Raw genomic sequence first — 21,702 nt, 5'->3', positions numbered from 1 at the left:
CCTTTCTAATCTCACCTTTTTATTGGTCGCGTTGCCTTCTTTTTTTCCCACCCCCCCCCCCCCCCCTCGACTCTACTGAAGCCGCCAGTCGAGCAAGCTCGACTCTACCGAAGCCTCCAGTCGAGCAAGCTCGACTCTACAAACAACAAAAAAGCCCACGCATCGCTGCGCAGGCTTTCTGTTTCATCACAGTGGTCGGGACGGCCGGATTCGAACCGACGACCCTCTGCCCCCCAGGCAGATGCGCTACCAGGCTGCGCTACGCCCCGACTGATGCTGCGATGTACCCGCCAGTGCGGCGGGCCGTGAAGTATAGCGGATTACGCTGGGTTTTGGATCACCGGCGAAGCAATTGCAGCACTTCTTCCAGCTCCATGCGCACCTGCTTGATGATCTGGTTGCTCAACGCGGATTCCTCGCGCGCATCCGGACCCTCCAGGCGCAGGCGCGCGCCACCGATGGTGTAACCCTGTTCGTACAGCAGGCTGCGGATCTGCCGCACCATCAGCACGTCGTGGCGCTGGTAGTAGCGACGGTTGCCACGGCGCTTGGCCGGCTCAAGGCTGGGAAATTCGGTTTCCCAGTAGCGCAGCACGTGCGGCTTGACGTCGCACAGCTCGCTTACTTCACCAATGGTGAAGTAGCGCTTGGCCGGGATCGGCGGTAGTTCGCGGTTACTGCCCGGATCCAGCATAAGCTTCCACCCTCTCCTTGAGCTTCTGGCCCGGACGGAAAGTGACCACCGTACGGGCGGAAATCGGAATTTCCTCGCCGGTCTTGGGGTTGCGACCCGGGCGCTGGTTCTTGCGCCGCAGGTCGAAATTACCGAAGCCGGACAGCTTCACCTGACGTCCCTGTTCCAACGCTTCACGCAGCACATCGAAGAACGCGTCGACGAATTCCTTGGCTTCCCGCTTGTTCAGACCGACTTCGTCGAACAGCTTTTCCGCCATCTCCGCCTTGGTCAATGCCATTGCCTGCTACCCCTGAGTGCTTCCCGCTCAGCCGCGGATCCGGGCGTGGTGTTCACGCTCGATCGCAGTGACCGCCTCGGCCACCACCGCTTCCACGTCGCGGTCCGTCAGAGTGCGCGACTTGTCCTGCAAAATCAAGCCCATAGCGAGACTCTTGAATCCCGGCTCGACCCCTTGGCCGACGTAGCGGTCGAACAGGTTCAGCTCGCGCAGCAGCGGGCCGGCCGCCTGGCGGATGGTCGCGGCCAGGTCGCTCCAGTCCACCTGTTCAGGCACCAGGAACGCGAGGTCGCGACGCACGGCCGGGAAGCGCGACAGTTCGCCGGCACGCGGCAGGGCACGCGCCGACAGCGCTTCCAAGTCCAGCTCGAACGCATAGACGTCGGCATCGATGTCCATGGCCTTGGCCAGGCGCGGATGGATCTGGCCGATCCAGCCGATCACCACGCCATCGCGGTACACCTCGGCCGAACGGGCCGGGTGGCCGAAGGCACGGGTGGACGGGCGGAATTCGAGCACGGCACCGCTGGCGGCGGCCAACGATTCCAGGTCGCCCTTCAGGTCATGGAAATCGACCTTGCGGGTCGGCAGGCCCCACTGCACGGACTGCGCATCGCCACAGACGGCGGCGGCCACGCGCTGGGTTTCCAGCGGTGCGGGCCGGCTTTCGCTGGGCGACGTCTCACCGGTCTGCTGGGCGAACACCCGGCCGACCTCGAACAGGCGCACGCGGCCCAGCTGGCGGGCGGCATTGCGGCCCAGGGTGGCGACCAGGCCCGGCAACAGCGCCGGGCGCATCACCGCCAGCTCGGCCGACAGCGGGTTGGCCAGCGGCACCAGGTTGTCGCGCAGCTGCCACTGGGTCAGCAATGCATCGTCAACGAAGGCGAAGTTCAAGGTTTCCTGCAGGTCGCGGGCGACCAGCTGGCGGCGCACGCTGAGCACGTCCAACTGGGTCTCGGTCGGCATCGCCACGCGCGCCGCGCCACCCGGCAGGGTGGTCGGGATCTGCTCGTAGCCGTGGATGCGGGCCAGTTCCTCGATCAGGTCTTCTTCGATGGCGATGTCGAAGCGGCGGCTCGGCGCGGTCACCTGCCAGCCTTCGCCGGCCGCGGTCACGCCCATGCCCAGCGCGCGCAGGATGCGCTCGACTTCGGCGTCGTCGATGGTGATGCCCAGCACGCGGGTGATGCGTGCGCGGCGCAGGAGGATCGTCGCTGCCTGCGGCAGATCGGCCTGGTTGACCGCCTCGGTGACCGGCGCCGGGGTGCCGCCGGCCAGGTCCAGCACCAGGCGGGTGGCGTACTCGATGGCATCGCGCGGCAGCGCCGGGTCGACGCCACGCTCGAAGCGGTGACCGGCATCGGTGTGCAGGCCCAGCTTGCGGCCACGGCCCATGATGGCAGCCGGCGCGAAGTGCGCGGCCTCCAAGAAGACGGCGGTGGTGTCGTCGGTGACGCGCGTGTCGTAGCCGCCCATCAGGCCAGCCAGGCCGACCGCACGGTCGGCGTCGGTGACCACCAGGAAGCTCTCGTCCAGCACCGCATCGCGGCCGTCCAGCAGCTTGATGGCTTCGCCGGCGCGCGAACGGCGCACGCCTATGCTGCCCTGCAGGGTGCCCAGGTCGTAGGCGTGCATCGGCTGGCCCAGTTCCAGCATTACGTACTGGGTGATGTCGACCAGCAGCGAGACCGGACGCACGCCACTGCGGCGCAGGCGCTCGGCCATCCACAGCGGGGTCTTGGCGGCGGCGTTGACGCCTTCAATGACGCGGCCCAGGTAACGCGGCGCTTCAGCGCCGGCGTCGAGCTGGATGGACAGCTCACGGCTGCCGACCGCGGCAATGGCGTCGGCGGCGAAATCCAGCACCTCGCTGCGAGTGGCCGCGGCCACGTCGTAGGCGATGCCACGCACGCTGAAGCAGTCGGCGCGGTTGGGGGTCAGCTTGATCTCGATGCTGGCGTCCGGCAGGCCCAGGTACTCGACCAGAGCCTGGCCGACCGGCGCATCATCAGGCAGCTCCAGCAGGCCCGAGGCATCGGTGTCCAGGCCCAGCTCCTTGGCCGAGCACAGCATGCCGTTGGATTCGATGCCGCGCAGCTTGGCCGGCTTGATCGCCAGGTCGCCGATCTGCGCGCCGACCATGGCCAGCGGTGCAACCAGGCCCGGGCGCGCATTCGGCGCAACGCAGACGATCTGCAGCAGTTCGCCCTGCCCTGCGTCGACCTTGCACACCTGCAGGCGGTCGGCTTCGGGATGGCGCACGGCTTCGACGATGCGTCCCACGACCACGTGCTGCAGGCCGTTGCCGAGCGCGGTCACTTCTTCCACTTCCAGGCCGATGGCGGTCAGCACCGCGCTCAGTTCATCGCGCGAGGCGGAGGTCGGGACGTGGCTGCGCAGCCAGTTTTCGGAGAATTTCATGGTGTCACCCTGGTGGGCCCGGCGCATGCGCCTGGGCCTGCGTTGTTGAGTCCGCCGGGCATGGCCCGGCGCTACCTGGTCCGTTACGCGAACTGTTTCAGGAACCGCACGTCGTTCTCGAAGAACGCGCGTAGGTCGTTGACGCCGTAGCGCAGCATCGCAAAGCGCTCCACGCCGAGGCCGAAGGCGAAGCCGGTGTAGCGCTCCGGATCGATGCCGACGTTGCGCAGCACGTTCGGGTGGACCATGCCGCAGCCCAGCACTTCCAGCCAGCGTGTGCTGCCGTCGGGCTGCTGCCAGGCGATGTCCACTTCCGCGCCCGGTTCAACGAACGGGAAGTAGCTGGGGCGGAAGCGCATTTCGAAATCGCGCTCGAAGAACGCGCGCACGAACTCGGCCAGCGTGCCCTTCAGGTCGGCGAAGGTGGAGTGCTCATCCACCAGCAGGCCTTCGACCTGATGGAACATCGGCGAATGGGTCTGGTCGCTGTCGCTGCGGTACACCTTGCCGGCGGCGATCATGCGCAACGGCGGCTGGTGCTCGCCCATGTAGCGCACCTGCACACCGGAGGTATGCGTGCGCAGCAGGCGGCCATCGCCGAAGTAGAAGGTGTCGTGCATGGCGCGCGCCGGGTGGTGCGGCGGGAAGTTCAGCGCCTCGAAGTTGTGCCAGTCGTCCTCGATTTCCGGACCCTCGGACAGCTCGTAGCCCAGCCGGCCGAAGATGCCGGTGATGCGCTCCAGGGTGCGGGTGATCGGGTGCAGGCCGGCGCGGTCGCCGTTGCGGCCCGGCAGGGTGATGTCGATCGCTTCGGCGGCCAGTCGCGCATCCAGTGCGGCGTTTTCCAGCACAGCCTTGCGTTCGCCCAGCGCGCTGGACAGCGCGTCACGGGCCTGGTTGATGGCTTCACCGGCGGCCTTGCGCTCGTCCGCCGGCAGGGTGCCGAGCTGCTTGAGCTGGGCGGTGATGCTGCCGCTCTTGCCGAGCAGGGCCACGCGCAGCTGTTCCAGCGTGTCGGGGCTCTGTGCGGCGGCCACATCGGCCAGCGCCTGGGTGGTGAGGGATTGGATGTCGCTCATGGGGGGCCGGAACTCCAGTCGGTCTGCCATCGCGATGCGCGAAGGGCCGACCCCTGTCGCCACCGCCAGTCCCCGCACCGCGCGCCTGCGGCGTTGCCGGGACCCAAAAAAGAATGGGGAAGGACTTGCGCCCTTCCCCATGCATTGCCTCTACCTGACACCGTTCCCGTTGAACGGCAACGGCATCGGGAAGGACTTATGCCGCCAGTGCGCCCTTGGCCTTTTCGGCCAGTGCAGCAAAACCCGCTGCGTCGTGCACGGCGATATCAGCCAGGACCTTGCGGTCCAGGGTGATGCCGGCCTTCAGCAGGCCGTTCATGAAGCGGCTGTAGCTCAGGCCGTTGATGCGGGCAGCCGCATTGATACGGGTGATCCACAGCGAACGGAAGTTGCGCTTCTTCTGCTTACGGCCGATGTAGGCGTACTGCTGTGCCTTGATGACCGCCTGCTTGGCGACGCGGAAGACCTTGCGACGGGCATTGTAGTAGCCCTTCGCCAGATCAAGGATTTTCTTGTGGCGGCGACGCGCCTGTACGCCACGCTTAACTCGTGCCATTTTTCAGTTCCTCAGAGGTAAGGGAGCATGCGGTCCAGACGGCCTGCATCTTCTGCACGGACATGGCCCGTCTGACGCAGATTACGCTTACGCTTGGTCGCTTTCTTCGTGAGGATGTGGCTACGGTTGGCGTGGCCGCACTTGTACTTGCCCGAGGCGGTCTTGCGGAAACGCTTGGCCGCTGCCCGGTTGGTCTTGATCTTGGGCATTGCAATGTCCTTGATGGGGGTGACCCTGGTTTCTGACTGATCTGGCGGTGGCCTGGGCCACTCTTTCCGTCCTGCCATGATCGGCGTACGACCCGTCCTGGGTGGGTCGAGCCGGGCATGATACAGGCAAAACCGCCCTGTCACCAGCCCCTGCAACCCTCAAACGTCCTGCTGCAAAAGCAAAGGGACGCCCATGGCGCCCCTTCACCCTGAACTCTTCAGCCAGGCGCCCCGAAAGGCAGCCCTGCAGGCCTCAGGTCTTCTTCTTCGGCGCGATCATCATGACCATCTGACGCCCTTCCAGGCGCGGACGGGATTCGATGACGATGTCCTCGCCCAGATCGGTCTCGATCCGGTTGGCCATCTCGCGACCCAGTTCCTGGTGGCTCATTTCACGGCCACGGAAGCGGATGTTGACCTTGATCTTGTCGCCTTCCTCAAGGAAACCACGCATCTTGCGCAGCTTGATCTGGTAGTCGCCCTCGTCCGTGACCGGACGGAACTTCACTTCCTTGATCTCGACCTGCTTGGTCTTCTTCTTGGCCTCGCTGGCCTTCTTCTGCGCTTCGAACTTGAACTTGCCGAAATCCATGATCTTGCAGACCGGCGGATCGGCCTGCGGCTGGATTTCAACCAGGTCCAGGCCTTCGTCTTCGGCCATGGACAGCGCTTCGTCGCGCGACAACACGCCGATCATTTCTCCGTCACTGCCGATCACGCGGACGCGCGGCACTCGGATTTCCTGATTCTTGCGGTTCTGTTTGTTGTCAGGTGTGCTGATATTACGTTCTCCCAAGGGTATCGAACCGGTCCGGGCGTTCATTCACCCGGACCGGACCTTTGCTTACGCGCCCTCGGCGTGGAGCCGCTCGATGAAGGCCTGCAGGCTCATGCTGCCAAGGTCTTCGCCAGAACGCGTACGCACCGCCACAGCTCCATTTTCCTTCTCGCGGTCACCGATGACCAGCAGATAAGGCACGCGCTGCAACGTATGCTCGCGGATTTTATAACCGATCTTCTCGTTACGCAAATCCGAGCTGACGCGGAAGCCTTGCTCCGCAAGGGTTTTGGTCACGCCTGCGACGTATTCAGCCTGGGCGTCGGTGATGTTGGCCACCACCACCTGGGTCGGCGCCAGCCAGGCCGGGAACTGGCCGGCATGGTGCTCGATCAGGATGCCCAGGAAACGCTCCATCGAGCCGACGATGGCACGGTGCAGCATGACCGGGTGCTTCTTCTGGCTGTTTTCGTCCACGTACTCGGCGCCCAGGCGGCCCGGCATCATGAAGTCGACCTGCATGGTGCCCAGCTGCCAGGTACGGCCGATCGCGTCCTTCAGGTGGTACTCGATCTTCGGGCCGTAGAAGGCGCCCTCGCCCGGCAGCTCCTGCCATTCCACGCCACAGGCGGTCAGCGCCGAGCGCAGCGCGCCTTCGGCCTTGTCCCAGGTGGCGTCATCACCCAGGCGAGACTCCGGGCGCAGGGCGATCTTGATCTGGATCTCGTCGAAACCGAAGTGCTGGTAGACCGCCAGCGCCTGCTGGTGGAACGCGGTCACTTCCGATTCGATCTGGTTCTCGGTGCAGAACACATGGCCGTCGTCCTGGGTAAAACCACGCACGCGCAGGATGCCGTGCAGCGCGCCGGACGGCTCGTTGCGGTGGCAGGAACCGAACTCACCGTAGCGGATCGGCAGGTCGCGGTAGCTGTGCAGGCCCTGGTTGAACACCTGGACATGGCCCGGGCAGTTCATCGGCTTGACCGCGTAGGTGCGCTTCTCCGATTCGGTGAAGAACATGTTGTCCTGGTAGTTGTCCCAGTGGCCGGACTTCTTCCACAGGCTCACGTCCAGGATCTGCGGGCAGCGCACTTCGCCGTAGCCACTGCTGCGGTAGACCTTGCGCATGTACTGCTCGACCACCTGCCACAGCGCCCAGCCCTTGGGGTGCCAGAACACCAGGCCCGGGGCCTCTTCCTGCAGGTGGAACAGGTCCTGCTGCTTGCCGATGCGGCGGTGGTCGCGCATTTCGGCTTCTTCAATGCGCTTGATGTACGCCTCGAGCTGCTTCTTGTCTGCCCAGGCGGTTCCGTAGATGCGCTGCAGCTGTTCGTTCTGCGCATCGCCACGCCAGTATGCGCCGGAAATGCGGGTCAGCTTGAAGGCCTTCAGGAAGCGCGTGTTCGGCACGTGCGGGCCGCGGCACATGTCCACGTATTCCTGGTGGTAGTACATGCCCATCGCCTGGATGTCGTCGGACATGTCCTCGATCAGGCGCAGCTTGTAGTCCTCGCCACGGGCCTTGAAGATCTCGACCACTTCGGCGCGCGGCGTCACCTTCTTGATGACGTCATAGTCCTGGGCGATCAGCTCGCCCATGCGCTTCTCGATGGCGGCCATGTCTTCCGGCGTGAACGGGCGCTCGGAATAGATGTCGTAGTAGAAGCCCTCGGCGATGACCGGGCCGATCACCATCTTCACGTCCGGGTACAGCTGCTTGACGGCGTGGCCGACCAGGTGGGCGCAGGAGTGGCGGATGATTTCCACGCCCTCCTCGTCCTTGGCGGTGATGATGCGCAGGCTGGCATCGTGGTCGATGACGTCGCTGGCATCGACCAGCACGCCATCAACGGCGCCAGCGATGGTGGCCTTGGCCAGGCCGGCACCGATCGACTGGGCGACGTCCATGACGCTGACGGGATGTTCGAATTCGCGGCGGCTGCCGTCGGGAAGGGTGATATTGATCATCGCAATGGCTTCGTGCGGGGCCCGCTCGGGCGGGCTGGAAAGCGTTCCGGGCGGTGCCCGGGCAATAAAAAAGCGCCGCGAGGGCGCCTGCGGAACAGGGCCTTCGGGGGCAGGTCAGCGGTGGGCGGTGGTAGTGCTCATGTCGCACGCTCGGCCGGCGCTGGGCGCGGGCCACCTTGTTCCAGTCAGGGTTCTGCGACGATCTTAAACCAGCGCGCAGGAAAGCCCAAGGTCCAGCTCCGGTTACCGCTGAACCGGGATCGCTGGCACCGGGAAATCGCAATGATTACCATGTGCGCGCAGCCATCTCCGTTGGCAGCTTGACTGATTCGTACAGGACCCCTCCGCCATGCGCCCCGCGTACCATCCGGCCTGCGCAGCCCCTGCGCACATGGCCCCCATACAGGCACTCGTACCGCCAGGTACCCGGCAATGATCACCGTGGGCCTGCCGTCGCTGGGCTTCTGCAGCCTGGCCGTGCTGTCGGCGATGTTCTCCGCGCTCGCGTTTTACGCCGCCTCGCCGCACTGCCGCTGGCCGCGCCTGCGCCGTGCCGGCCGCCTGGGCCGGCAGATCGGCCTGGTCGCCGCGGTCGCCTCGCTGTGGCTGTGGATGGCCGAGCTGGGCGTTGCCGCCGGACTGGTGGCGATGCTCTGCACCTGGATGCTGGTGGCCCTGCTGCTGCCGGCGCTGGCCGCCTGGCACCGCCCGGCGGTGGAAGGCAGCGCACGGGAGCCGCGCTGATGTGGATGCGCGCCCTGTCGGGCATCGTCGTGGGGTTTTTCCTTGCCGCCGCTGCCACCGGCCTGCTGACCTGGCTGCCGCCGGGGCCGTGGCCGAGCGCGCTGGTGCCGGCCCTCATCGCCTTCGTCCCGCTGTGGATGCTGGCGGCGCTGTGGGCCTTCAGTTTCCGCACCGTGGCGCGCGCCTGGCTGGTACCCGCCGGCTGCGCCGCCGCCGGCTTCGCCGTGTTGTGGCTGCTGCGCCTGAGCGGCGCGGTGCAATGAGAACGAGCGCATGAAATTCAGTTCGCAGACCCTGCGTACCTTCACCACCCTGCACACCTGGGTCGGCCTGGTGGCCGGCTTCGGCCTGTTCGTGGCGTTCTATGCCGGCGCCCTCACCCTGTTCCACCACGATCTGCCGGTGTGGCAGACGCCGGGCGCGGCCAGCGTGCTGCCAGCCGGCCTGGACGACGCGCAGTACCTGTTGGACGACGTCCTGGCCAAGCACCCGGAAGCACGCCGCCATGTCGGCATGACCTTCCCCGGCGCCGAGCACCCGCAGCCGCTGGCCTACTGGCAGGGCGCCGACGGCGGCTGGCGCTATGCCTGGCCCGGCAACACCGGCGGCAGCGCCACGCCACCGCAGGCGGGCCTGGCCGAGCTGGTCAACGAACTGCACTACAGCCTGGGCCTGCCGGTGGCCGGCATCTACGTGATGGGCATCGTCAGCCTGCTGTACGGCATGGCCCTGCTCAGCGGACTGGTCATCCACCTGCCCAAGCTTCTGGGTGACCTGTTCGCGCTGCGCCCGGGCCGCAACCTCAAGCAGATGTGGCAGGACGCGCACAACGTGATCGGCGTGCTCAGCCTGCCGTTCCACCTGATGTTCGCGGTGACCGGTGCCCTGCTCTGCCTGGTCTTCATCCAGATCGCCCTGCTCAACCCGCTCATCTTCGAAGGCAAGGCCATGCAGGTGGTGCCGGCGGCGATGGATACCGCACCGGTGCGCGAAGCCGCGGGCGTGCCGGCTGCGCCAGGCAGCCTGCGCGAGCTGCATGCGCGCGCGCTCGAAGTGGCCCGCGCACAGGGCGTGGCCGATTTCGAGCCGGCCTACCTGAAGCTGGCCAACGGCGGCGATGCCAACGCCACCATCGAGATCACCGGCGAATCCAGCGGCACACTTGGGCCGCTCGGCTCGGTGGCGCTGGACGTGGTCAGTGGTCGCGTACTGGCCAGCCAGCTGCCCGGCCACCGCGATGCCAACCACGCCACGCTCAGCGCCGCCTATGCGCTGCACTTCGGCGAGTTCGGCAACGGCGTGGTGGTCTGGCTGTACTTCCTGCTGGGGCTGGGCGGCGCCTTCCTGTTCTACTCGGGCAACCTGCTGTGGATCGAATCGCGGCGCAAGCGCCGGCAGCCGCAGCAACCACGCGCGGGGGTGAACATGGCGCGGGCGACGGTGGGCGTGTGCATCGGCCTGTGCGTGGCGATCTCGGTGGCCTTCGTCACCGCGCTGGTGCTCGAACGCGTCGCCCCGGCGGCGGTGGACCACGGCATCCGCTGGGCCTGCTTCGGCACCTGGGCCGCGTGTGCGCTGTGGGCCGCCGTGCGCCGGCCGGCACAGGCCGCGCGTGAACTGCTATGGGCCGCGGCCATCACCACTGCACTGGTGCCGGTGATGCATGGCGCGCTCAACGGCGACTGGCCGTGGCTGGCCGCCGCGCGCGGGCTGTGGCCGCTGTTCTGGATTGACGTGGTAGCGCTGGCGATGGCTTTCGGTTTTGCCCGGCTGGCGGTGGCCAGCCAGCGCCGCGCCCGTGACGGCGACCCCAACAGCGTGTGGGCCGATTGAGTAAACCGCCGGACATGGCCCGGCGCTACCGCTACGCACCGTCTTTGTAGAGTCGAGCTTGCTCGACTGCCGTTGCTCCGTGCCAAGGGCAGTCGAGCGAGCTCGAATCCACCAAGGCGCGTTCGTCGCCCCGCGCGCCAGAGGGCATGCCGGGGCCGCGGGTGGGGCCATGCGCCGCCGGGCACGGCCAAGCGCCAACGCCGCGCACCGTCTTTGCGGACTCGAGCTTGCTCGACTGCCGTTGCTCCGCGCCGAGGGCAGTCGAGCAAGCTCGACTCTACCAGGGCGTGTTCGTGGCCCCGCGCGTCAGAGGGCATGCCGGGGCCGCGGGCGTGGCCATGCGCCGCCGGGCATGGCCCGGCGCTACCGAGGCGGGGTCAATCGCCGACGCGGGCCTTGTGCCATGGCGCGAGCATGGCGTTGAGCAGGCTGGCCTGTTCGTCATCGCCGGTCAGTTCCCACATGAACACGCCGGCCAGGCCCTGCTCGCGGGCGAACTGCGCGCGCAGGCCGATCGAGCGCGGGTCCTCGTAGCTGATGAAGACCTTTTCGGCCGCGTTGTACAGCCACGGGCTCTGCGCCTGCGGCTGCCAGTATTTCGTCCAGCCCGGCTGGTCCAGGTAACGGGCCTTGATCACCCGCCAGTCGCCGGCATCGGCCGGTGCGCTGTAGGCCTGGTACAGGCCATCGGGTGCGTCGCCGGTCACCTTGAACCCACGCCCGTAGAACGGCACGCCCAGCACCAGCTTGTCGGCCGGCACGCCGTGTTCGCGGTAGTACTGCACGGCGCCGGCCACGTTGTTCCAGCGCCGCAGTTCCGGCGCCAGCGGGTCGGCCGGCACTTCATGCAGCGGCGCATTGAAGGCCGACACCGCCGAGAATCCGGTGCTCATGTCATAGCTCATCAGGTTGATGAAATCGAACACCTTGGCCAGCGCCGGCAGGTCGTAGCTGGCGGCCGGGTCATAGGGGCCATCGGTCTGCAGGCGGCCGGCCGCGAGCGCGGCGGTCAGCAGCATCGGTTGGCCGCGCTTGCGGCCACGCGCATCCAGCGCCATGCGGAACGCCTGCGCCAGACGGGTCATGTTCGCGCGGTCCTGCGGGCGGTGGGCGAGCTCCTTCGGCCCGCCACTGACCGGGAATTCCCAGTCGATGTCCACGCCGTCGAAGCTGCCTGCGTACTTCTCGAAGAACAGCGCCATGCAGGAATCAACCAGGCGCTTGCGGCTGGCCTCGGTCAGCGCGGCATCGGAGAAGCCACCCGCGCCCCAGCCGCCGATGGAGATCAGCGTGCGCAGGTGCGGGTGCGCCTTCTTCAGCTCGGCCAGCGCGGCGAAGTTGGCCGGCGCTTCGGCGCCCGCCGTGCAGCGCCCTGCCTCGATGGTGGAGAACGCGTAGAACAGGTGGGTGAGGCGATCGGCAGGAATGTGCGACACCGGGTAGCGCTCGGCCGAACCGCCGGGATAGTAGGCACCGTAGATCGGCGGCTGCGCCGCGTGACTGGCGGCAGGAACGACGGCGGCGAACAGCAGGGCAAGCCCGGCCAGGGTCTGGCGCAGCATGGAAACTCCCGGTTGGTAGAGTCGAGCGTGATCGACTGTACACGGCGGGGAGCCCGTAGCGTCGAGCTTGCTCGACTGCGCTGCATCCAAGCAGTCGAGCAAACTCGACTCTACGAAAGGCACGGAATCGCAGGCAAAGAAAAAGCGGGCCGAAGCCCGCTCTTTCATTTCGGCGATTCCAGAAGCGTGTCAACCAAGGTTGACACCTACCGGGAACCGTAATCGACCGGAGGTCGATTACTCGGCGCTGGCGCCTTCGCCTTCTTCCACGGCCTTCATCGACAGGCGGATACGGCCCTGCTTGTCGACTTCCAGGACCTTGACCTTGACCACATCGCCTTCCTTCAGCACGTCGCCGACCTTCTCGACGCGATCGCTGGAGATCTGCGACACGTGGACCAGACCGTCCTTGCCCGGCAGGATCGTGACGAACGCACCGAAGTCCATGATCTTGGCGACCTTGCCTTCGTAGATGCGGCCCGGCTCGACGTCCGAGGTGATCTGCTCGATGCGGGCCTTGGCGGCCTGGGCAGCGATGGCGTTGACCGAAGCGATGACGATGGTGCCGTCGTCCTGGATGTCGATCTGGGTGCCGGTTTCCTTGGTGATGGCCTGGATGGTCGAGCCACCCTTGCCGATCACTTCGCGGATCTTGTCCGGGTGAATCTTGATGGTCAGCAGGCGCGGCGCGTAGTCCGACAGCTCTTCACGCGGAGCGGTCAGGCCGTGGGCCATTTCGCCCAGGATGTGCAGACGGCCAGCCTTGGCCTGCTGCAGAGCCTGCTTCATGATCTCTTCGGTGATGCCTTCGATCTTGATGTCCATCTGCAGGGCGGAGATGCCCTCAGCGGTACCGGCAACCTTGAAGTCCATGTCGCCCAGGTGATCTTCGTCACCCAGGATGTCGGACAGGACGACGAAGCGGTCGCCTTCCTTGACCAGGCCCATGGCGATACCGGCAACCGGTGCCTTCACCGGCACGCCGGCGTCCATCAGGGCCAGCGACGAACCGCAGACCGAGGCCATCGACGAGGAACCGTTCGACTCGGTGATTTCCGAGACGACGCGGATGGTGTACGGGAAGGATTCCAGCGACGGCATCACAGCCAGCACGCCGCGCTTGGCCAGGCGACCGTGGCCGATTTCGCGGCGCTTCGGGCCCATCATGCGGCCGGTCTCACCCACCGAGTACGGGGGGAAGTTGTAGTGGAACAGGAAGTTTTCCTTGTACTCACCGGAGACGGCATCGATGACCTGGCCATCACGGGCGGTGCCCAGGGTGATGGTCACGATGGCCTGCGTTTCACCGCGGGTGAACAGCGAGGAACCGTGGGTACGCGGCAGGATGCCGGTCTGCACGGCGATCGGGCGGACGGTGTCCAGCGCACGGCCGTCGATGCGGACCTTGGTGTCCAGCACCGAGTTGCGCATGGTGCTGTATTCCAGCTCGCCGAATTCCTTCGACAGCTCGGCCGGGTTCCAGCCTTCAGCGGTCACGCGGCCAGCCAGGCTTTCGACCACGTCCTTCTTGATCGCCGAGATGGCGTCACGGCGCTGCAGCTTGTCGCGCACCTGGAAGGCTTCGCCCAGGCGCGGGCCGATGGCTTCCTGCAGGGCGCTGATCAGCACGTCGTTCTTGGCCGGGGCCACCCAGGTCGACGGCTTGGTGCCGGCTTCCACGGTCAGCTCGTTGATCGCGTTGATGACCTTCTGCATTTCGCGGTGACCGAAGGTCACGGCGCCCAGCATCACGTCTTCGGACAGCAGCGCGGCTTCGGATTCAACCATCAGCACAGCGTTGGCGGTACCGGCAACGACCAGCTCCAGCTCCGATTCCTTCAGCTCCGACACGGTCGGGTTGAGGATGTATTCGCCGTTCTTGTAACCGACCTTGGCGGCGGCGATCGGACCCTTGAACGGGGTACCGGCCAGCGACAGGGCAGCCGAGGCACCGATCAGCGCCGGGATGTCACCGTCGATTTCCGGGTTCAGCGACATCACCGTGGCGATGATCTGGACTTCGTTCTTGTAGTCTTCCGGGAACAGCGGACGGATCGGACGGTCGATCAGACGCGAGATCAGGGTTTCCTTCTCGGTCGCGCGGCCTTCGCGCTTGAAGAAGCCACCCGGGATACGGCCACCTGCGTAGAACTTCTCCTGATAGTCACAGGTCAGGGGGAAGAAATCCTGGCCTTCGCGCGCGCTCTTGGCGGCAACGGCGGAGACCAGCAGCACGGTGTCGTCGAACTTGACGATGACGGCGCCACCGGCCTGACGGGCGATTTCGCCGGTTTCAAGCGTGACGGTGTGCTTGCCGTACTGGAAGGTTTTGGTGATTTTTGCCACGGAGGGTGTCCTTGGGGATGCTGTCTGCGAATTTGGACCGTCGGCGACCCTTGCCGCCTGCGGGTGACCGGATCGTTCCGGTCTGAATCGGTATTCCGGTGCTACAAAACAAAACCGCGGCGCATCGCTGCGCCGCGGGGGATTCTTTGCTTAGCGACGCAGGCCAAGCTTTTCGATCAGGGCCTTGTAACGCTCGACGTCCTTCTTCTTCAGGTAGTCGAGCAGGCTGCGACGGCGGTTGACCATCTGCAGCAGACCGCGGCGGCTGTGGTGGTCCTTCTTGTGGGTCTTGAAGTGGCCGGTCAGCAGTTCGATGCGGGCGGTCAGCAGGGCAACCTGGACTTCCGGGGAGCCGGTGTCAGCCGAGCTGCGCTTGTTGTCTTCAATGACCTTCTGGGTGTCGATCGACATTTTCTTTTTTCTCTGTGATGCGTGGCCGGCAGGAACGCGCTTCGCGCACCGCCAGGCTCGCCGTGGACAACGAGGATGAAACCTGCGTGAGGCAGGTTGCCGGAAAACGGCCGCGAAATTGTAACGGTCAGGGGCTCCCGGAACAAGGACCGGGGCTGAACCGCCCTGCCCCGGTCAGAGGTTGAAACGACGCTGCGGGGCCAGCAGGCCACTGTCGTCGACCTGCCCCAGCCCCTGGACAGCATCGTCCGGCCCGTACACGGCCACCAGGCCGTGCGGCCAGGAGGGGCCGCGCTGGCGCTGGCCGACACAGAAGCGGTGCGCCTGTTCAGCGTCGAGGTCGACCCGAGGATATTCGGCCAGGCCGGCGGCCAGTGGCAGCAGCAGCGCGTCCATGCCCGCCTCGTCGCCGGCCTCGACCATCGCCCGCAGCTGGTCCAGGGTGACCATGGCCGGGGCGTGGAACGGCTCGACCCACAGCCGGCGCAGTGCGCTGATATGCGCGCCGCAGCCCAGCGCCTCGCCGAGGTCGCGGGCCAGGCTGCGGATGTAGGTTCCCGAACCGCAGGTCACCCGCAGCCGCAGGCGATCGGCCTGCTGCTCGAGCACCTCGATGGCATGCACCTGCACCTCGCGCTCGGGCGCCTCGATGACGTCGCCTCGGCGGGCCTTCACATACAGCGGCTCGCCGCCCTGCTTCAGCGCCGAATAGATCGGGGCGCGCTGCAGGATGCTGCCGGTCAGCGGCGCCAGTGCGGCCTGCAGGGCCTCGGCGCTGATCGCCGGGACCGGGCGCTGCAGCAGCACCTGGCCTTCGGAATCATCGGTATCGGTGGTCTGGCCGAGCTGGATCCCGGCGTCATAGGCCTTGGCCGAGCCCAGCAGCAGGCCGGCGATCTTGGTCGCCTCGCCGAAGCACAGCGGCAGCAGGCCGGTGGCCAGCGGGTCGAGGCTGCCGGTGTGGCCGCCCTTTTCGGCACGGAACAGGCGGCGGGCCACCTGCAGGGCGGCGTTGGAGCTCATGCCGGTCGACTTGTCGAGCAGCAGGATGCCATCCAGGCGGCGGAACTGAATTCGGGTCATGACAGATACGGGTAGCGCCGGGCCATGCCCGGCGTGCGCGAAGCGCGGGCAGCGTCCGGCCTCGCACGAGCAGAATGGAAAACGCCGGGCATCACCCGGCGCAAGCTTATTCTTCGTCGCTCTCGCGACGCTTCTCCGCGGCCAGCGTATCGGGCAGGTCGCGCAGGATGTTGTCGATGTGCTCACCACGGTCGACCGAGTCGTCGTAGTGGAAATGCAGCTCCGGCACATGGCGCAGCTTCATCGCGCGGGCCAGGTCCATGCGCAGGCGATAGCCCAGCTCCTTCAGGCCGGCCACGGCTTCGGCCGAGCGTTCCGGCATCAGCGCGGTGACGAACACCTTGGCATGGGCCATGTCGCGGGTGATTTCCACGTCGGACACGCTCACCGAGGGCAACCCGTGTTCGCGCACAGCGTTGTGCACCAGGGTGCCGAGCTCACGGCGCAGCTGGGCGGAGACACGATCGGTTCGATGGAAAGTCTTGGGCACGAGGAGCTCTTGGTTCAGTTGTCGCCCGACCAACGGTCGGGCGCTACATGTGCGTGGTGAGGCCCGACCGTTGGTCGGGCCGCCTTGCAGCATTACAGGGTGCGCGGCACTTCGATACGCTCGAAGCACTCGATCTGGTCACCCGGCTTGACGTCGTTGTAGGCCTTCACCGCGATACCACATTCGGTACCGTTGCGGACTTCCTCGACGTTTTCCTTAAAGCGGCGCAGCGATTCCAGCTCGCCCTCGAAGATCACCACGCTGTCGCGCAGCACGCGGATCGGCTTGTTGCGCTTGACCACGCCCTCGATGACCATCGAGCCGGCAACCGCGCCCAGCTTGGAGCTGCGGAAGACGTCGCGGACCTCGGCAATACCGATGATCTCTTCGCGGATCTCCACGCCCAGCAGACCGGATGCCACCTGCTTCACCTGGTCGATCACGTCATAGATGATCGAGAAGTAACGCAGGTCCACGCCGTTGGATTCGATGATGCGACGGGCCGAAGCATCCGCACGCACGTTGAAGCCGATGACGGTGGCCTTCGAAGCGGCAGCCGAATTGGCGTCCGACTCGGTGATGCCGCCCACGCCGGAGTGGATCACGTTGATGCGGATGTCTTCGTTGGACAGTGCGACCAGTGCCTGGCTCAGGGCCTGCACCGAACCCTGCACGTCGGCCTTGATGACCAGGTTGAGGACCTGCTGGCCCTCGCCCTTGCCCAGGGTCGCCATGATGTCTTCCATGCGGCTGCCAGCGGTGGCGACCAGGCGCGATTCGCGGCGCTTGGTCTCACGCTGCTGGGCAACGTCCTTGGCCAGGCGCTCGTCCTCGACGACCACGAAGTCGTCACCGGCTTCCGGCACGCCGGACAGGCCCAGGACCTGCACCGGGATGGACGGGCCGGCGAACTCCGGCTGCTTGCCGGTTTCGTCGAACAGCGCACGCACGCGGCCGTACTGGATGCCGCACACCAGGTAGTCGCCCTTCTTCAGGCGGCCCTGCTGCACCAGCACGGTGGCGACCGGGCCACGGCCCTTGTCCAGCGAGGATTCGATGACCACGCCCGCGGCGCGGCCTTCGTCGACGGCCTTCAGTTCCAGCAGTTCCGCCTGGACCGAGACGGCGTCCAGCAGGTCGTCGATGCCCAGGCCGGTCTTGGCCGAGATCTCCACCATCTGGATGTCGCCACCGAAGTCTTCGGCCACGACCTGCTCGGAGAGCAGCTCGTTCTTGACCCGCATCGGGTCGGCGCCGGACTTGTCGATCTTGTTGATGGCCACGATCAGCGGCACACCCGCCGAACGGGCGTGCTGGATCGCTTCCTTGGTCTGCGGCATGACGCCGTCGTCGGCGGCAACCACCAGCACCACGATGTCGGTCAGCTTGGCACCGCGGGCACGCATCGAGGTGAACGCGGCGTGGCCCGGGGTATCCAGGAAGCTGATGACGCCCTTCGGCGTATCAACGTGGTACGCACCGATGTGCTGGGTGATGCCACCGGCTTCGCCGTGGGCGACCTTGGTGCGGCGGATGTAATCCAGCAGCGAGGTCTTGCCGTGGTCGACGTGGCCCATGATGGTGACCACCGGCGGACGCTGCACGGCTTCGCCCTGGTCTCCACCGGTCGAGGCCAGCAGTGCGTCTTCGGCATCGTTGTCATTGGCACGGATCGCCTTGTGGCCGAGTTCTTCGGTCACCAGCGCAGCGGTGTCATGATCGATGGACTGGGTGATGGTGGCCATCACACCCATCTTGAACAGCGCCTTCACCACCTCGCCGCCCTTCAGCGCGAGCTTCTGCGCCAGGTCAGCGACGGTGATGGTTTCGCCGATCGCCACTTCACGCACGACCGGTGCGGTTGGACGCTCGAAACCGTGCGGACCGGCGTTGTTGCCACCGCGCGACATGTCGCGACGGCCGCCACTCTGGTTGCGACCACCCGGACGACCGCGGTTGTTGCTGTTGTTGCTGTTGCCACGACGCGCACGGTCGGCAGCCGACAAGTGCATCTGGCCGGCGAAACGATCGCCCGGGCCACGCTCGTTGCGCGGCGCGCTGCGGTTGTTGCGGTCGTCGCTGCGCGGCGGTGCCGGCGGAGCACCACGCGGTGCAGCCGGAGCGGCAGCCGGGGTACGCGGCGGACGCGGCGCGGTTTCGTCGATCGGAGCGCGCTTGGGCTTGGTGGCAGCCAGGGCCTCGGCGGCCTTGGCGGCAACCGCAGCCTCTTCGGCAGCCTTCTTGTCGGCCTCGGCGCGTTCCTTGGCGGCAACCTCTTCTTCACGGGCACGGACGATGGCTTCGTCGCGCAGACGATCCTTCTCGGCCAGAGCCTGCTGTTCTGCAAGATTGCGGGCGCGCGACTCTTCCAGCTTGCGCAGGATGTCGGCACGCTCTTCGTCCGGCGTCATGGCACGCGCACCATCCTTGACGTAGGTACGCTTCTGGCGCACCTCGACATTCACGGTCGTCTTGCTGCGACCGGAATTGACCGTCACTTCCTGCTGTTTCCGGCGGTTGAGCGTGATCTTCTTTGCAGACTGATCCGTCTCTTCCGGGGCCTGCTCGGGCTTGCCGTGCGAGCGACGAAGGAAGCCCAGGAGCTTCACCTTTTCAGTGCTGGTCACGACCTGGTCGGGACCGCTGAACTTCATGCCGGCACCGGCCAGCTGTTCCAGCAGTTTCTCGACCGGCGTGTTGACCAGTTCGGCAAGCTTGCGGATGGTGGTTTGCTGCGACATTCGGATCCTATGATCTTGTGGGCGCCCCCCCGCAGATGGAGGTGGCGCGGATTCTACGCCCTGATCGGCTCAGGGCCCTGTTCATTGCCGGCTCATTCGCCGCGTTCCAGTCGGGCGATCTCCTCGGCACGCGCGGCCAGGATCAGCGCCGCGGCGCGCTCCTGGTCCAACCCTTCGATGCCGAAGTCCATGACCTCGTCGGCGGCCAGGTCGGAAAGCTCCTCGCTGGTACGCACGCCGCGGCCGGCCAGCGCGTAAGCGGTGGCTTCGTCCATGCCCTCAAGGGACAGCAGGTCCTGCGCCGGCTGGCCGTCTTCAAGGCCTTCCTCGACTGCCAGGGCCTCATTGAGCAGCGCATCGCGGGCACGAGCGCGCAGCTCTTCGACGATGTCTTCGTCGAAACCTTCCACGGCCAGCAGTTCGCCGACCGGGACATAAGCAATTTCTTCAACCGTACCGAAGCCTTCGCTGACCAGGATGCCGGCGATTTCCTCGTCCACTTCCAGCTTGTCCATGAACAGCTGGCGGGCCGAAGCCTGCTCGGCTTCCGACTTGGCGGTGACCTGGTCCTGGGTCATCACGTTCAGCTGCCAGCCGGTCAGGCGGCTGGCCAGGCGCACGTTCTGGCCGCCCTTGCCGATGGCCTGCGCCAGGCGGTCTTCGGCCACGGCCAGATCCATCGAATGCTTGTCTTCATCGACGATGATCGACTGCACCTCAGCCGGCGCCATCGCGTTGATGACGAAGTTGGCCGGGCTGTCGTTCCACAGCACGATGTCCACGCGCTCGCCATTGAGCTCGTTGGACACGGCCTGCACGCGCGAACCGCGCATGCCGATGCAGGCACCGATCGGATCGGTGCGGGTATCGTGGGCCAGCACCGCGATCTTGGCGCGGTCACCCGGGTCGCGGGCACAGGCCTTGATTTCCACCAGGCCCTGGCCGACTTCCGGCACTTCGAGCTTGAACAGCTCGATCATGAATTCCGGGGCGGCGCGGCTGATGAACAGCTGCGGGCCACGCGGTTCCGAACGCACTTCGGCCAGGTAGCCGCGCACGCGGTCACCGGCGCGCAGCACATCGCGCGGGATACCCTTGTCCTTCGGGATGAAACCTTCGGCGTTGCCGCCCAGGTCCACGTAGATGTTGCCGCGCTCGGCGCGCTTGACCACACCGGTGATCAGCTCGCCAACGCGATCCTTCCACGCATCGACAACCTGCTGGCGCTCGGCCTCGCGCACGCGCTGCACGATGACCTGCTTGGCGGCCTGGGCGGCGATGCGGCCGAAGTCGGGGTTTTCAATCTGTTCTTCGATGTAGTCGCCGACGTCCACGCCTTCGGCTTCGTCGACGGCATCCATCAGGCGGATCTGCCGATCCGGCGATTCCATGACCACGTCATCGGCCACCACTTCCCAGCGGCGGTAGGTTTCGTAGCTGCCATCCTTGTGGTCGATGACCACGCGGGTCAGCACTTCCTCGTCGGCATAGCGCTTCTTCGCTGCGGACGCCAGGGCGGCCTCGATCGCATCGAAGATCACTTCACGCGGCACGCCCTTCTCGTTGGCGACCGCGTCCACTACCAGCAACAGTTCCTTGCTCATTGGCTCACTCCGCGCGCGGCTTCTTTGCCGCCGGCTCGTTGGAAGAAGAATTCTTGTCCGGCTTCGGACGCTTCGGCGCCGGGCCGGTCGGCTTGCTCGGGGCCAGGCCCAGGGCAACCCAGTCCGGCATGATCCGGGCCTTGTCGATGTTGTCGGCCGACACGACCACTTCGGTCTTGTCGACGATGAAGGTGACGGTGTCCGCAGCCTCATCGGTCGCTTCGATGCGGCCCTGCAGGCGACGACGGTTGTCCTGCGGCAGCTTCAGCGTGACCTTGGCCATTTCGCCCAGGTGACGGCCGAACTGCTCCAGGTTGAACAGCGGACGGTCGACGCCCGGCGAAGACACTTCCAGCGTGTAGTTGCCGCTGATCGGGTCTTCGACGTCCATCTGCGCGGACACTTCGCGGCTGACGCGCTCGCAGTCGTCCACGTTGATGATGCGCTCGGGCTGTTCAGCCAGCGGCACGTCGATGTAAAGGCGCAGGGTCGCACCGCCGGGGGCCGGCAGATACTCAACGCCCAGCAGCTCCAGGCCCAGCGACACAACGGTCGGGCCGAGCAGATTCGCGATGTCGGTTGCCTTGTCGCTCACAGCCTACCTTGATCTCTTGGTTGGGTGCCGGCCACGGCCGGCGGGGAAAACATGACGCCCCGGAAACGACAAAGGGCCCGCTGGGCCCCTTTTTCCGGAAAGACTCCGGTGACTGGATTCCGGTTGCAACGCGCTGCGTAAGCGTGTTGCGAGCCCTCCTTCCGGACCGGGTCTCCCGTGGGGAGGCCGCCTTCAGGGGTACTGCCTAGGCCGCTGATGATAGCGGCTGCACCTCGCTGGTGCAAGGCTTGGACCGCCTTGCAACCGGCCGCTGCGCTCGCCGGGCCTGGCCCGGCGCTACCGGG

Annotated in this window: 19 protein-coding genes and 1 tRNA gene; 3 read left to right on the top strand and 17 right to left on the bottom strand. The window is 66.2% G+C overall.

Annotation, left to right across the window (positions count from 1 at the left end):
- Window positions 1-192: 192 nt before the first annotated feature.
- The 9 genes from FJU31_RS15600 to thrS all read right to left on the bottom strand — a co-directional run bounded on the left by FJU31_RS15600 (window position 193) and on the right by thrS (window position 7,988).
- Window positions 193-269, bottom strand: a tRNA-Pro gene (locus FJU31_RS15600).
- Window positions 270-337: 68 nt separating this feature from the next.
- The gene (locus tag FJU31_RS15595) at window positions 338-694 is read right to left on the bottom strand and encodes a MerR family transcriptional regulator (RefSeq protein WP_053518690.1); all 357 of its coding nucleotides are present in this window, start codon (window positions 692-694) and stop codon (window positions 338-340) included.
- Window positions 675-974, bottom strand: a complete 300-nt coding sequence (locus FJU31_RS15590; RefSeq protein ID WP_005410432.1) for an integration host factor subunit alpha — start codon at window positions 972-974, stop codon at window positions 675-677. Before FJU31_RS15590 ends, FJU31_RS15595 begins: the two co-directional genes overlap by 20 nt.
- A gap of 27 nt (window positions 975-1,001) precedes the next feature.
- The gene (pheT, locus tag FJU31_RS15585) at window positions 1,002-3,398 is read right to left on the bottom strand and encodes a phenylalanine--tRNA ligase subunit beta (RefSeq protein ID WP_150455549.1); all 2,397 of its coding nucleotides are present in this window, start codon (window positions 3,396-3,398) and stop codon (window positions 1,002-1,004) included.
- An 83-nt stretch (window positions 3,399-3,481) separates the two neighbouring features.
- A complete protein-coding gene (gene pheS / locus FJU31_RS15580; RefSeq protein WP_150455548.1) occupies window positions 3,482-4,477 on the bottom strand; it encodes a phenylalanine--tRNA ligase subunit alpha in 996 nt (331 codons plus the stop codon).
- 196 nt (window positions 4,478-4,673) lie between these two features.
- Entirely contained in the window at window positions 4,674-5,033 is a 360-nt protein-coding gene (gene rplT / locus FJU31_RS15575) for a 50S ribosomal protein L20 (RefSeq protein ID WP_005410435.1), read from the bottom strand.
- Window positions 5,034-5,044: 11 nt separating this feature from the next.
- Complete coding sequence (gene rpmI / locus FJU31_RS15570; RefSeq protein ID WP_005410436.1) at window positions 5,045-5,242, bottom strand: 50S ribosomal protein L35; 198 nt, start codon at window positions 5,240-5,242, stop codon at window positions 5,045-5,047.
- Between the two features lie 253 nt (window positions 5,243-5,495).
- Window positions 5,496-6,038: a translation initiation factor IF-3 gene (infC, locus tag FJU31_RS15565; protein WP_079222586.1), complete on the bottom strand. Its 543-nt coding sequence runs from the start codon at window positions 6,036-6,038 to the stop codon at window positions 5,496-5,498.
- Between the two features lie 48 nt (window positions 6,039-6,086).
- Window positions 6,087-7,988 carry a threonine--tRNA ligase gene (thrS, locus tag FJU31_RS15560; protein ID WP_150455546.1) on the bottom strand — a complete coding sequence of 634 codons (1,902 nt, stop codon included), beginning with the start codon at window positions 7,986-7,988 and terminating at the stop codon, window positions 6,087-6,089.
- 432 nt (window positions 7,989-8,420) lie between these two features.
- On the opposite strand from thrS, the gene FJU31_RS15555 reads away from it, so the two are divergent.
- From FJU31_RS15555 to FJU31_RS15545, 3 genes are read left to right on the top strand one after another with little or no spacing between them, the layout of a single operon-like run.
- The gene (locus tag FJU31_RS15555) at window positions 8,421-8,732 is read left to right on the top strand and encodes a hypothetical protein (protein WP_150455545.1); all 312 of its coding nucleotides are present in this window, start codon (window positions 8,421-8,423) and stop codon (window positions 8,730-8,732) included.
- The gene (locus FJU31_RS15550; RefSeq protein WP_150455544.1) at window positions 8,732-8,995 is read left to right on the top strand and encodes a DUF4175 domain-containing protein; all 264 of its coding nucleotides are present in this window, start codon (window positions 8,732-8,734) and stop codon (window positions 8,993-8,995) included. The genes FJU31_RS15555 and FJU31_RS15550 overlap by 1 nt, the downstream gene beginning before the upstream one ends.
- Before the next feature lie 10 nt (window positions 8,996-9,005).
- The gene (locus tag FJU31_RS15545) at window positions 9,006-10,565 is read left to right on the top strand and encodes a PepSY-associated TM helix domain-containing protein (protein ID WP_150455543.1); all 1,560 of its coding nucleotides are present in this window, start codon (window positions 9,006-9,008) and stop codon (window positions 10,563-10,565) included.
- A gap of 377 nt (window positions 10,566-10,942) precedes the next feature.
- On the opposite strand, the gene FJU31_RS15540 is transcribed toward FJU31_RS15545, so the two are convergent.
- The 8 genes from FJU31_RS15540 to rimP form a co-directional block, all read right to left on the bottom strand.
- Window positions 10,943-12,127, bottom strand: a complete 1,185-nt coding sequence (locus FJU31_RS15540) for a glycoside hydrolase family 18 protein (RefSeq protein ID WP_150455542.1) — start codon at window positions 12,125-12,127, stop codon at window positions 10,943-10,945.
- Window positions 12,128-12,364: 237 nt separating this feature from the next.
- The gene (gene pnp / locus FJU31_RS15535) at window positions 12,365-14,473 is read right to left on the bottom strand and encodes a polyribonucleotide nucleotidyltransferase (protein ID WP_150455541.1); all 2,109 of its coding nucleotides are present in this window, start codon (window positions 14,471-14,473) and stop codon (window positions 12,365-12,367) included.
- 150 nt (window positions 14,474-14,623) lie between these two features.
- Window positions 14,624-14,884, bottom strand: coding sequence for a 30S ribosomal protein S15 (gene rpsO / locus FJU31_RS15530; RefSeq protein WP_005410445.1), 261 nt, complete (start codon window positions 14,882-14,884; stop codon window positions 14,624-14,626).
- A 174-nt stretch (window positions 14,885-15,058) separates the two neighbouring features.
- Window positions 15,059-15,967: a tRNA pseudouridine(55) synthase TruB gene (gene truB, locus FJU31_RS15525; RefSeq protein ID WP_150455540.1), complete on the bottom strand. Its 909-nt coding sequence runs from the start codon at window positions 15,965-15,967 to the stop codon at window positions 15,059-15,061.
- A 106-nt stretch (window positions 15,968-16,073) separates the two neighbouring features.
- Window positions 16,074-16,457: a 30S ribosome-binding factor RbfA gene (gene rbfA / locus FJU31_RS15520; RefSeq protein WP_005410447.1), complete on the bottom strand. Its 384-nt coding sequence runs from the start codon at window positions 16,455-16,457 to the stop codon at window positions 16,074-16,076.
- A gap of 92 nt (window positions 16,458-16,549) precedes the next feature.
- On the bottom strand, window positions 16,550-19,198 hold the full coding sequence (gene infB / locus FJU31_RS15515; protein ID WP_150455539.1) for a translation initiation factor IF-2: 2,649 nt from the start codon (window positions 19,196-19,198) through the stop codon (window positions 16,550-16,552).
- A gap of 92 nt (window positions 19,199-19,290) precedes the next feature.
- Window positions 19,291-20,802: a transcription termination factor NusA gene (gene nusA, locus FJU31_RS15510; RefSeq protein ID WP_150455538.1), complete on the bottom strand. Its 1,512-nt coding sequence runs from the start codon at window positions 20,800-20,802 to the stop codon at window positions 19,291-19,293.
- Window positions 20,803-20,806: 4 nt separating this feature from the next.
- Window positions 20,807-21,397 (bottom strand): ribosome maturation factor RimP, encoded by a 591-nt coding sequence (rimP, locus tag FJU31_RS15505; protein ID WP_150455537.1) that lies wholly within the window; start codon window positions 21,395-21,397, stop codon window positions 20,807-20,809.
- Between the last annotated feature and the right edge of the window lie 305 nt (window positions 21,398-21,702).

Origin of the sequence: Stenotrophomonas cyclobalanopsidis (assembly GCF_008710035.1) — a bacterium.
Lineage (GTDB): Bacteria > Pseudomonadota > Gammaproteobacteria > Xanthomonadales > Xanthomonadaceae > Stenotrophomonas > Stenotrophomonas cyclobalanopsidis.
Note: the sequence above shows the minus strand (reverse complement) of the source record. Positions and strands in the feature narration are given on the sequence as shown.